The sequence below is a fragment of the Aggregatibacter sp. 2125159857 genome, assembly GCF_017798005.1.
Lineage (GTDB): Bacteria > Pseudomonadota > Gammaproteobacteria > Enterobacterales > Pasteurellaceae > Aggregatibacter.
Window position 1 is genome coordinate 1015228 of the sequence record NZ_CP072548.1, and the last position, 12056, is coordinate 1027283.

Below are 12056 nucleotides of genomic sequence, written 5' to 3' on the forward strand. Positions count from 1 at the left end.
TTCTCATGCAAAAATTTCGTGTTTATGGTCAATCTTGTTTAAAAGGCACCGTAGAAATTTCCGGTGCGAAGAATGCGGCATTACCCATTCTTTTTGCTGCAATTTTAGCGACAGAACCTGTCACATTAACCAATGTGCCTGATCTTAAAGATATTGAAACAACACTAAAAATCTTACGCCAACTCGGTGTTATGGTAACGCGCAATGAGCAAGGTATTGTGAGCTTAGATGCGTCTAAAATCGATCACTTTGTCGCGCCTTATGAATTAGTTAAAACCATGCGTGCCTCCATTTGGGCGCTTGCTCCTTTAGTCGCCCGTTTTAACCAAGGACAAGTCTCTCTGCCGGGCGGATGTTCTATCGGTGCCCGTCCTGTGGATTTACACATTAGCGGTTTAGAACGCCTTGGTGCTCAAATTGTTCTTGAAGACGGCTATGTAAAAGCGCACGTCAATGGACGTTTAAGTGGTACGCGTATTGTGATGGAGAAAGTCAGTGTAGGAGCTACACTCTCCATTATGATTGCTGCAACCCTAGCCAAAGGCACAACGGTAATTGAAAATGCCGCACGCGAACCGGAAATTGCCGACACGGCAGAATTCTTAAATAAAATGGGTGCTAAAATTAGCGGTGCCGGTTCTGATGCCATTACCATTGAGGGCGTGGAACGCTTAACTGGTTGTCAACATAGTATCGTTCCCGATCGTATTGAAACCGGGACATTCCTTGTAGCAGCAGCCATTTCCGGTGGACGCATTGTCTGTAAAAATACCAAGGCAGACACCTTAGATGCCGTGATTGATAAATTACGTGAAGCCGGTGCACAAGTGGATGTAACGGAAGAGACGATTACACTCGATATGTTGGGTAATCGTCCGAAAGCTGTGAATATTCGCACCGCACCTTACCCGGGATTCCCAACGGATATGCAAGCCCAATTTACCTTGCTAAACATGGTGGCAAATGGTACCAGTATCATCACCGAAACTATTTTTGAAAATCGTTTTATGCATATTCCTGAATTGATTCGGATGGGCGGCAAAGCTGAAATTGAAGGTAACACGGCAATCTGCCACGGCGTTGATCATTTATCCGGCGCAGAAGTCATGGCAACGGATTTACGTGCTTCTATCAGTTTGGTTCTTGCCGGCTGTATTGCAACCGGTGAAACCATTGTTGATCGTATCTATCATATCGATCGTGGTTATGAACGCATTGAAGAAAAACTTCGGGGTATTGGCGCTCGCATTGAGCGTTTCTCTGAAGAAAACGAAGAAATGTAATGATTAAATAAAAATCCCCTAAGGCGATAGTCTTAGGGGATTTTTGATGGTATGAAGTGAGTTAAATCAAGTGATGGTGTTTAGCTGAAGGTTAGTCTTCCATATACCCCAGACTTCGCAAAGCGCGCTCATCGTCTGCCCAGCCGGATTTTACTTTGACCCAAAGTTCCAGATGGACTTTATTATCAAATAAACGCGCCATATCTAAACGGGCTTCCGTACCAATTTTTTTCAATTTTTCACCGTTATGGCCAATGACGATTTTTTTCTGCCCGTCACGCTCAACTAAAATTAAGGCATTGATTTCGTAAGTTCCGCGTTCGTTCACCTTAAATTGCTCAATTTCTACGGTCACAGAATAAGGTAATTCTTCCCCCATAAAGCGCATTAATTTTTCACGAATAATTTCCGATGCCATAAAACGTTGAGAACGATCAGTGACATAATCTTCTGGGAAATGGTGCACACCTGGGCGCAAAGATTGGCGCACGATATTCTCAATTACCTCTAAATTATTCCCTTTTTCAGCAGAAATCGGCACGATGTCGGTAAAGGTAAATTTATGGCTGATTTCCGTAATAAATGGCAATAAATCGTCTTTATGCTTAATGTTATCGATTTTATTAATGGCAAGGACAACCGGCACATTGGTTTTGCGCAGTTTGTTCAGTACCATTTCATCGTCATCATTCCAGTGTGTGCCATCTACCACAAAAATGACTAAATCCACATCAGTAATCGCACTGCTGGCGGCACGGTTCATTAAACGGTTGATAGCGCGTTTTTCTTCAATGTGCAGCCCCGGCGTATCCACGTAAATTTCCTGATACGGACCTTCAGTTTTAATGCCCACAATGCGATGACGAGTGGTTTGCGCTTTGCGCGAAGTGATCGAAATTTTTTGTCCGAGAATTTTGTTCAGTAAGGTAGATTTCCCTACGTTCGGACGACCTACAATGGCAATAAAGCCACAATACGTTTCAAGTTGTTCTGTCATTTGATATTTAGCTCTTGAAGAATTTGTTCTGCTGCCGCTTGTTCTGCTTTACGACGGCTGGAACCTTTACCGATAAAAGTGCGGTCATCATTTTTAATGGAACATTCCACAATAAATAATTGGTTATGGGCTTGCCCTTGAATATTCACAATATTGTATGTCGGCACAGGGAGTTTTTTGCCTTGTAAATATTCTTGTAAACGGGTTTTCGCATCCTTTTGGTTATCGCCCGGTTGAATCTCTTTTAATAAAGGTTGATACCAACGGATTACGGTTTCAGTGGCGTGAGTGAGGCTACTATCTAACGAAATCGCACCAATAATGGCTTCTACGCAATCAGCTAAAATAGATTCACGACGAAACCCGCCACTTTTTAATTCCCCTTGTCCCAGTGAAAGATAGTCTCCCAACTGGAAATCGCGCGCTAAAATCGCTAAGGTTGGCTCACGCACCAATGTTGCCCGCATTCGACTGAGTTCCCCTTCGTTGCACTTGGGAAATTGATGAAATAAGGCATCGGCAATGGTTAAGTTTAAAATGGCATCGCCTAAAAATTCTAAGCGCTCGTTATGTTTATGCCCTGCACTTCTATGGGTGAGGGCTTGTTTAAGAAGATCGGTATTTTGAAATTGGTAATCAATTTTTTGTTGTAAACGATCTAAATTATGGTCTCTCATATTATTGAATTTTTTGGAATAAGCGTTCAGTACGAATGCCGGTTGGCCATTCATCCTGTTCTTTCTTTAAACTCAGCCAAATATAGGTGGCTTTCCCGACAATATTTTGTGACGGTACAAAGCCCCAAAAACGGCTATCTTCACTGTTGTTACGGTTATCGCCCATGACAAAATACTGCCCTTCCGGCACAACCCATTCTGTTACATAATTTTCTTGTTTGCTAAAGGCTTTATAACGATATCCTTCGTTAATCGGCTGTGGATACCAATGAATGGCGTGTGTCACATCACCGGTTTCAATGGTTTCTAATGGGGCAGGGCCATATTGCACTTTACCGCTGTGATCTCGCCCTAAAATAAAACGGAAATTGTCATTCGGTTGAGGCAGCGTGTAGCTAAATTCTTTGGTTTCACAATCGGTCAAACATTCTTTGCCATCTTTAGCGTAAACCAAGGTTAAATGACGATTCGCTTCGTTATAAATTATGCGATCGCCGGGGGTGCCGACAACACGTTTAATGTAGTCGGTACTAGGGGATTCCGGTGCTTTGAACACAATGACATCACCACGTTGAGGCTCGCCTCGTTTTATCAACGTATTTTGGAAAACCGGATCTTTAATGCCATAATCAAATTTATTGACTAGGATGAAATCGCCAATACGCAATGTGGGTTCCATGGAAGAAGAAGGGATTTGAAATGGCTCGAAAATAAATGAGCGAACAATCAATACAAAAGCTAATACCGGAAATAAAGACGCGACAAATTCAGAACTTTCTGAAATCGGTTCAATTTGAGTTTTTTCCTCGTCGTTTAGCGGTTTGCCACTGCGTTGCTCCAAGCGTGCAATTTGTCTGGCGCGTTTTGGTAACACGCCAAAGCGCAAATAACACCAAACGGCACCAGAAAGTGCGGTAAAAATAATGAGTAAAATGGAAAAGGTATTGGGTAACTGAAAATGATCCAATACTTTCCACAAACCATATCCGACAGCGATTAAAATAATCGTAAATACGTTCGACATGAATTCTTTCCTTATTTGTCTTTTCCTACGTGTAAGATGGCTAAGAATGCTTCTTGCGGCACTTCAACATTGCCGAGTTGTTTCATTCGTTTCTTACCTTCTTTTTGTTTTTGTAGTAATTTTTTCTTACGGCTGACATCACCACCATAACATTTTGCCAACACGTTTTTGCGTAATTGTTTCACGGTGGAACGGGCGATAATGTGGTTGCCTATCGCGGCTTGAATCGCGATATCAAATTGTTGGCGTGGAATAAGTTCACGCATTTTTTCTACCAACTCTCGACCGCGATATGGTGCATTGTCTTTATGTACAATTAACGCTAACGCATCTACACGATCACCATTGATCATAATATCCACGCGCACCATATCTGCCGTTTGGAAACGTTTGAAACCGTAATCTAAAGAGGCATAACCGCGCGAGGTGGATTTCAGGCGATCAAAGAAATCCAACACCACTTCGCCCATCGGGATTTCATAAGTCAGCGCCACTTGATTGCCGTGATAAACCATATGGGTTTGCACGCCACGTTTTTCAACGCAAAGGGTAATCACATTGCCGAGATATTCTTGTGGCAATAGCATATTACATTCCGCAATGGGTTCACGAATTTCAGCAATATTGTTTAGCGGCGGCAGTTTTGACGGACTGTCCACATAGACTATCTCACCATTGGTTAATTCCACTTCATAGACCACGGTTGGTGCCGTCGTGATTAAATCTAAATCGTACTCACGCTCTAAACGTTCTTGAATAATCTCCATGTGCAACAGCCCAAGGAAACCACAGCGGAAACCAAAGCCAAGTGCGGTGGAATTTTCCGGTTCATAGAATAAGGAGGCGTCATTTAAACTTAATTTACCAAGCGCATCACGGAATGCTTCATAATCATCAGAGCTGACCGGGAATAAGCCGGCGTAAACCTGTGGTTTAACTTTCTTAAAGCCCGGTAAAACGGAACTTGCCGGATTATTGTGTAGCGTTAAGGTATCTCCCACCGGTGCACCTAAAATATCTTTAATGGCACAAACGACCCAACCGACTTCGCCACAATTTAATACAGTGGTATCCACTTGTTTCGGCGTAAAAATCCCCAAACGATCAACGTTATATGATTGGCCGGTGGACATCACTTTGATTTTGTCGCCTTTGCGTAACGTGCCGTTTTTAATGCGAACCAAAGACACTACACCCAAATAATTATCAAACCAAGAGTCAATAATTAATGCCTGTAATGGCGCATTTGGGTCACCTTCCGGTGCCGGAATTTTGGCAACAATTTCTTCTAATACGTCTTCAATGCCCACGCCGGTTTTAGCCGAACAACGCACGGCTTCCATGGCATCAATTCCCACAATATCTTCAATTTCTTCCGCAACACGTTCAGGATCGGCCGCCGGTAAGTCAATTTTGTTTAAAATCGGCACCACTTCCAAGTTCATTTCGATAGCGGTGTAACAGTTTGCCAACGTTTGTGCTTCTACACCTTGTCCGGCATCGACTACCAATAATGCACCTTCACAAGCCGCAAGAGAGCGAGATACTTCATAAGAAAAGTCAACGTGTCCCGGTGTGTCGATAAAATTCAGTTGATAGGTTTCGCCATCTTTGGCTTTGTAGTTCAGCGTTACGCTTTGTGCCTTGATGGTAATCCCGCGTTCGCGCTCCAAATCCATAGAATCGAGCACTTGCGCTTCCATTTCACGATCTGAAAGTCCCCCACAGGTTTGAATTAAACGATCAGATAAGGTGGATTTACCGTGGTCAATATGGGCAATAATAGAAAAGTTGCGAATATTCTTCATAAATCAGTCAGTTTTCTCATTCAAAAGTCATTAAATTTAACTGGCGGATTGTACCCGAAAAGCGTGGAAATCGCTAGAAAAGAAAAGGGAAGTGCGGTCAGTAATTCAAACAACATTTGATCGTTATGAGGCATTGGCGGCAAGATAATATACACCACACCATATATCGCTTTCTCGCTCAATTTTGGGGAAGCAAATAAACGCTCGCTTTCCGCCGGAAATTGCGTGATTTTCGGCAAAAATTTTGCCAAATTCGGGGGAATATTCCGTGAGCTGCGTTAAAACCGTCTTTCGTCCAGCAATTCTTCCAACTCGGTGATCGTGCGAGTTACCACTTGCAAAGACGTAGCGCAAACGCTGCACAGTCTCACGAAAATTGAAGGTTTCGCAGGCGACGCAAAAAGAGCGCAGAGCATCCGGTTCATTTATATTATTCCTTTTTTCAGAATAGTTTATTCGCATTTTATGTATTTTAACTCATGATAGTCAGCGTATAATACAAGTAAATCATCAAAGAGCGGTTAGAATTAACGAGCTCTGGGAAAAACTCGGCAACGGTGAAATCGGCAAACCGATTATTCATCAAGTATTTGATTTTAACGACGTAGCAAAAGCCCATATAGAAATGGACAAAGGCACGCATATTGGGAAAGTGATGTTGGATTTCACTTTGCTCAATCAATAAGGAGAAACACCATGAAACTTTCCATTCTCAACCTTGCCCCCGTTCGTGAAGGGCAAACTTATGCGCAAGCGGTCGATTCGATGGTAAATCTTGCAAAACACGCGGAGCGCATTGGCATTGAACGCTATTGGATTGCTGAGCATCATAATATGAAAAATTTGGTGAGTTCAGCGACCGCACTTTTAATTCAGCATACGCTAGCCAATACGAAGACCTTGCGCGTGGGCTCAGGTGGCGTGATGTTACCGAATCATTCGCCTTATGTGGTGGCTGAGCAATATGGCACACTGGAGACGCTTTATCCAAACCGTGTTGAACTCGGTTTAGGCCGTGCACCAGGAACTGATATGCAAACGGCTGCAGCACTTCGTCGTGGACGAAACAGTCTGGATTTCCCTGTGGAAATCGCGGAACTTCGAGGTTACTTTAAAGATAGCAATCCTGTTTCAGCTTACCCTTCCGCAGGCTTGGATATACCGTTTTATATTTTAGGATCCAGTACCGAAAGTGCCTATCTTGCGGCCGAGCTTGGCTTGCCTTATGCCTTTGCTTCACACTTTGCGCCACGCATGATGGAAATGGCGGTGGAGATTTATCGCAAAAACTTCAAACCCTCTACCTATCTTGCTGAGCCTTATGTCATCTTAGGTGTGAACGCGATTGTTGCCGAAACCGATAATGAAGCGAGACAACTGGCGACAACACAAACACTATTTTTCTTAAATGTGGTCACTAACGCGCAACAAAATTTACAACCGCCTTTGGCATCAGAGGAAGATGTTTGGAAAGCTCAAATGCACGCTCAAAAGAAACCGCACTTTGGCCCAGTCGATTTCGAGGAAATCTCGATTTACAACCAAGAGCGAGCCGTAGTGGAACAAATGACTGCTTGTTCGCTTATCGGTAGCCCTGAAAGCGTGGATTTTCAACTCAAGCAATTACGCGAACGGGTACATTTTGATGAAATTATGGCAGTGAGCTATATTTTTGATGAGCAAAAACAAGCCCAATCTTACACGATGTTGAAAGCGATTGTAGATAAGCAATCGTGAAACAAAAATGGCGAGATTATCTCGCCATTTTTTATGTCTGAACTATTTTTGCTAACAAGATCTCTTTCAGCCTGTTATACACCCACATCACCCGCTCTGCGACGATCGTTTGATATGGTCGGTATAAATAAAGCTGCCATTTTTGCTTTTCAATTTCGGGGAAGAGTTCCACCAATCGATCATTTTCTAAATAGGGATCACAAACGCTGTTTATAAGATAAGAACAAGTGCGCCCAGCGAGAGCTGATTGCAATTCGCTTTGCACGTCAGAGGCGAAGAATATCGCTCTGTTGGGCATAAAACGTTGTTCAGCGTTGATTTGCCATTGCCAAATACGTTTCAGTTTGGGGTCAATCAAACCACTCAGTGGATAATTTTGGGCTAAATCTTGCAAATCTTTAGGGAAATCCAATCGCTTGAGTAAGGCGGGCGAGGCGACAATTTTTTCCGAAAAAGTGCAGATATGCTGCGCCACCCAATCCAACTCAGGTTCTTGGCAAATTCGCAAGCCAATGTCGATTTGGTCATCTACGCTTTTGAGCTTATCAATGCCCACCCGCCAATCAATCGCAATGTCGGGGTAGGGCTCAAGTGCGGTCAATAATTCAAACAGAATTTCATCGTTGTAAGGCATCGGCGGCAGGGTAATCCGAACTACACCTTGCATTGCTTTTTCTTTTACATTGTTTTTAGCAAATAGCTGTTCGCCTTTCGCCAAATATTGCGTCGCTTTCGGTAAAAATTGCTCGCCAAATTCGGTGAGTTTGATGTTTCGCGTGTTACGTTTAAACAGGCTTTCGCCTAATAACGTTTCGAGATCGGCAATCATTCTCGTGACTACTTGGGGCGAAACGGCAAGGCGTTGAGCGGTTTCACGGAAATTAAGGGTTTCCGCAGCGGAGCAAAAATAACGAAGAGCTTCTAATTTATTCATCATTATTCCTTTTTTCAGAATAGTTTATTCTTATTCTATTAATTTTCAAATTGAAAGACTAGGATATAATGCCTCCATTACAACAAACAATCTTTTTTAAACATTCTTTTAACATTAGTAGAAAAAAATGGCAGATTTAAAAAGCCCAGTAGCAGACCGTGCAGAACATAACGCATTTTTCCCATCAGAATACTCATTAAGCCAATATGTGGCGAAAAAAACGGATTTCGACGGTTTTAAATTCGACAAACCTTACACAGGTGGCAAATACAAAATTTTAATGGTGGCTTCTGACGAACGCTATTTAGAAATGAAAAACGGCAAATTATTTTCAACGGGTAACCACCCTGTGGAAACGATGTTGCCAATGTTGCATATTCACCACGCTGGTTTTGAAATTGAAGTAGCAACCCTTTCAGGTAACTCGGTAAAATTTGAAATGTGGGCGATGCCAACCGAAGATGAAGCGGTGATGGGCTTATACGAAACTTACTTGCCGAAATTCAAAAATCCACATAAATTAGCGGATATTTTGGCGGAAGTCACAGCGGAAGATTCACCATATTTAGGTGTGTTGATCCCGGGTGGTCACGCAGCATTACACGGTCTTCCGTTCAGTAACGATGTGAAAGCGGTGTTAAATTGGGCGTTTGCAAATGATAAATATATCATCAGCTTATGTCATGGTCCTGCGGCATTCTTAGCAGCAAGCGTAGGCGAAAAACCGGAAGATTTCCCATTCAAAGGTTATGAAATCTGTGTGTTCCCAGATGCATTAGACGAAGGCGCAAACGTGGATATCGGCTACATTCCGGGTAAATTACAATGGTTATTGGCTGAACGTTTAGAAGCGTTAGGCGTGAAAGTGTTGAACGAAGGCATTACCGGTCAAGTGAACAAAGACCGCAACGTGCTCACCGGCGACAGCCCACTTGCGTCTAACAATTTAGGCATTTTAGCTGCAGAGGAGTTGTTAAAAGCCGTCGCTTAATCACCCTTCTCCTTCTTGAAATAACATAAAGTGCGGTCGAAAAACACCATGAATTTCCGGTATTATGTAGCAGTTGCACAAAGACCTAACCGCTTGAAAATACTAGAATCTCCATTGAAAGTTTAACTCAATGGAGATTTTTATTATGGCAGAATCCCACCTTATTTCTCAACTTACCAAATTAATCGAAAGTAGCTATAAAGAAAAAGCAATTCTTGAACATCAACTTGATCAGTTAAACCAACAGAAATCAGATTTAGAGGATAAAATACTTTGTTTTGAGAATACCTTGATATACATTGAACCCAATTTCGATTTAAGGCAAATCAAAACACAATTTAATGTTTCAAGGCTAATAAAACCTCGATTGTTTAAGCAAAATCTTCAATTGTTGGTTGCAAGAGTATTCAAGCAAAGTGATAATTGGAAAACATTATACTTTATTACAGAGGCGGCGTTGGAATTAGACACTGGCAAAAATTATCCTCTACCCCAAATAGAACATGAATTAGCTGTTGCTCGCGTATTGAAAGAACTGTATAAGAAAGGAATTATTGAACGGAAAGAAGTTGAATTACATAAACGGACACTAAAGCGAAGATTTTTCAGGCGTTCTGAATGGAGATTAAAACCTCTTGCGTAAAAATGGATAAGTAGCGGTAGAAATACCGCTATTTTTGTTTCCATTGCCAGTGAACCTCATTTCGGCTGATTTGAACCCTATTGATCCATTCTCTTTTGTAAAACTCATTCAGTTGTTTACGAACGGAATCAAGGTGTTTTTCGGACGGTGTATCAGGATTTTGTTCAATATCAAAAATGCGCTGCGTGAGTTCGGCAATTGTAAAGGTTTTATCTGGTGCTTCTCGCATCATTTGTACGATATATTTACGAATTTTCCCTTTAAAGAGATTATATTTGGAACGGTACACAAAGTTGTCCGTATTATAAAGGGCTACATCACTTTCCTGTTGAGTAAGCTCAATAGCACGTTTTAATATGGCGATATTCGTATCAAGTAACGCAAGATGATGCAATACCTGTTTACGCTCAAACTCAAACTCTTTGAGTTTCTTATCTAGGTTATATGCCATATATCTACTGCCAAATCACTTCTTGATAAATAATTTTACGTTGCCAATAACCGCACCATTCATTGTTATCATTGGTGGTTTTTAAACATCGGCTTAATACATCAATAAACTGCGCTTTATTTGAGGTACGGCGATTGTCCTCACGGTAGGCAATTTCATTAGCATAGTTTAGTAAGTATTCGTTGCTGATACGGTGAACTTGTCCGTAGTACATACGTTTGAAACGACTGAACAAACTTTCTGCCTGATTGTTTGTTACACCTAAATCGCTGCGATATTCTTCCTTATGGTTTACAGTTCTCAAATCATAGTAAGGCAACAAGACATCATAAGCCGTACTTTCATCGGTATTGATTTGCGTATTCGGTTTAATGAATTTATCGGCAAAATTTTTCACTACCGATTGCGATTCTGTATGCGCCACAAAAACGTGAGAGCGTTTTGCCCCACAATGCAGCATATTACTGGCTTTTTCTTCTGGTGAATAATGCTCACGTGCAACCATGACACAACGTTTATCAGGATTCTGATTTTCCTTTAAACGATAGTCAATACGGTCAGCTTTCTTATTTGCTTTACGTGGTGCAGGATGAACATAAGTACCGTCCATATCCACTACACCTGAAAGGGGTTTCATATCACGACTTTCCAGTAATGCCTTGCGGAATTTATGTGATAAAACAAATGCCGTGCGAGGATTAAGTTTTGCATTACGAGCTAATTGAAGGGAAGATAAGCCTTTGACGGCATTTACCCATTCCATTAAAGCATAGAGATAAACCTTAATCGGTTTCTTGCGATTGGAAAAAATGGTGCCAGAAGTGACACTAAAAGTGTGATTACAATGTTTGCAGCGCCATTGTTTACGTGTAGAAATATAATAAGGCTTGTGTTGCACCCCACATTTAGGGCAAGTGATGAACTCTTTTCCACCCCATCTTAATTCACAAAGCAAATCATACGCTTCTTCTTCCGTGAGTTGTGCAATCTCGTAGGAAGAAAGCGTGCGAGCTTTGCTGGAAAGTAAAAAGTGCTGAGTCATCGTCTTGTTTAAAATTTATGTTAATAGAGATTTTAAATATGCTCAAACGTGATAAAATGCGTTTAAACTTAAAACAAATATACGCTCATTTGCGTAATTTATCAATTATAAATTGAAAATGGAACACTCAAATGTGCATATCAGAAAGATTAAGACAAGTTTGTGAAGCCAAAAACTGGAAAATTACAGATTTTGCAGAGCAGGCAGGAATAGCTTATCGCACAATGCAAGGTTATATCGGTGGTGAACGTGAACCCAATGCAGAAGGAATGGCTGGGATCGCCAGAGCGGGAGTCAATTTGAACTGGCTTGTGAGTGGTGAAGGTGAGATGTTTCAAGCTGTAACGCAAAAAAATACTATCTCAGCGCAAGAAGAAAAACTGATTGCAGATTATCGCGCAATGCCTGAAAATTTAAAGAATGCCTTTGCTATTTCTTTTAAAGAAATATCAGAAAAACAATAAACGCT

General features: G+C 41.6%; 14 protein-coding genes. 6 read left to right on the forward strand and 8 right to left on the reverse strand.

The window, feature by feature from the left end; translation table 11 throughout:
- Positions 1-5: 5 nt before the first annotated feature.
- A complete protein-coding gene (gene murA / locus J5X96_RS05095) occupies positions 6-1283 on the forward strand; it encodes a UDP-N-acetylglucosamine 1-carboxyvinyltransferase (protein ID WP_209362002.1) in 1278 nt (425 codons plus the stop codon).
- A gap of 91 nt (positions 1284-1374) precedes the next feature.
- On the opposite strand, the gene era is transcribed toward murA, so the two are convergent.
- The 5 genes from era to J5X96_RS05120 all read right to left on the reverse strand — a co-directional run bounded on the left by era (position 1375) and on the right by J5X96_RS05120 (position 6251).
- Positions 1375-2280, reverse strand: a complete 906-nt coding sequence (gene era, locus J5X96_RS05100) for a GTPase Era (protein ID WP_209362004.1) — start codon at positions 2278-2280, stop codon at positions 1375-1377.
- Entirely contained in the window at positions 2277-2957 is a 681-nt protein-coding gene (gene rnc / locus J5X96_RS05105; RefSeq protein ID WP_209362005.1) for a ribonuclease III, read from the reverse strand. Before rnc ends, era begins: the two co-directional genes overlap by 4 nt.
- 1 nt (position 2958) lies before the next feature.
- Positions 2959-3981: a signal peptidase I gene (lepB, locus tag J5X96_RS05110; protein WP_209362007.1), complete on the reverse strand. Its 1023-nt coding sequence runs from the start codon at positions 3979-3981 to the stop codon at positions 2959-2961.
- An 11-nt stretch (positions 3982-3992) separates the two neighbouring features.
- Positions 3993-5789 carry a translation elongation factor 4 gene (gene lepA, locus J5X96_RS05115; RefSeq protein ID WP_209362015.1) on the reverse strand — a complete coding sequence of 599 codons (1797 nt, stop codon included), beginning with the start codon at positions 5787-5789 and terminating at the stop codon, positions 3993-3995.
- 123 nt (positions 5790-5912) lie between these two features.
- A complete protein-coding gene (locus J5X96_RS05120) occupies positions 5913-6251 on the reverse strand; it encodes a hypothetical protein (RefSeq protein WP_209362017.1) in 339 nt (112 codons plus the stop codon).
- 34 nt (positions 6252-6285) lie between these two features.
- Between J5X96_RS05120 and J5X96_RS05125 the strand changes: the two genes are divergently transcribed.
- Together J5X96_RS05125 and J5X96_RS05130 are read left to right on the forward strand one after the other, a co-directional pair.
- On the forward strand, positions 6286-6474 hold the full coding sequence (locus tag J5X96_RS05125) for a zinc-binding dehydrogenase (protein ID WP_256436933.1): 189 nt from the start codon (positions 6286-6288) through the stop codon (positions 6472-6474).
- An 11-nt stretch (positions 6475-6485) separates the two neighbouring features.
- Positions 6486-7526 (forward strand): LLM class flavin-dependent oxidoreductase, encoded by a 1041-nt coding sequence (locus tag J5X96_RS05130; RefSeq protein WP_209362019.1) that lies wholly within the window; start codon positions 6486-6488, stop codon positions 7524-7526.
- Between the two features lie 31 nt (positions 7527-7557).
- On the opposite strand, the gene J5X96_RS05135 is transcribed toward J5X96_RS05130, so the two are convergent.
- On the reverse strand, positions 7558-8460 hold the full coding sequence (locus J5X96_RS05135; protein WP_209362021.1) for a LysR family transcriptional regulator: 903 nt from the start codon (positions 8458-8460) through the stop codon (positions 7558-7560).
- 127 nt (positions 8461-8587) lie between these two features.
- Between J5X96_RS05135 and hchA the strand changes: the two genes are divergently transcribed.
- Both hchA and J5X96_RS05145 read left to right on the forward strand, forming a co-directional pair.
- Positions 8588-9451, forward strand: a complete 864-nt coding sequence (gene hchA / locus J5X96_RS05140) for a glyoxalase III HchA (RefSeq protein WP_209362023.1) — start codon at positions 8588-8590, stop codon at positions 9449-9451.
- 145 nt (positions 9452-9596) lie between these two features.
- Positions 9597-10094: a hypothetical protein gene (locus J5X96_RS05145; protein ID WP_209362025.1), complete on the forward strand. Its 498-nt coding sequence runs from the start codon at positions 9597-9599 to the stop codon at positions 10092-10094.
- A 28-nt stretch (positions 10095-10122) separates the two neighbouring features.
- Here J5X96_RS05145 and J5X96_RS05150 read toward each other — a convergent pair whose 3' ends face one another.
- Both J5X96_RS05150 and J5X96_RS05155 read right to left on the reverse strand, forming a co-directional pair.
- Positions 10123-10545 carry a hypothetical protein gene (locus tag J5X96_RS05150; RefSeq protein ID WP_209362027.1) on the reverse strand — a complete coding sequence of 141 codons (423 nt, stop codon included), beginning with the start codon at positions 10543-10545 and terminating at the stop codon, positions 10123-10125.
- A gap of 4 nt (positions 10546-10549) precedes the next feature.
- A complete protein-coding gene (locus J5X96_RS05155; RefSeq protein ID WP_209362029.1) occupies positions 10550-11587 on the reverse strand; it encodes an IS1595 family transposase in 1038 nt (345 codons plus the stop codon).
- A 131-nt stretch (positions 11588-11718) separates the two neighbouring features.
- Between J5X96_RS05155 and J5X96_RS05160 the strand changes: the two genes are divergently transcribed.
- Positions 11719-12051 (forward strand): helix-turn-helix domain-containing protein, encoded by a 333-nt coding sequence (locus J5X96_RS05160; protein ID WP_209362031.1) that lies wholly within the window; start codon positions 11719-11721, stop codon positions 12049-12051.
- Positions 12052-12056 lie beyond the last annotated feature (5 nt).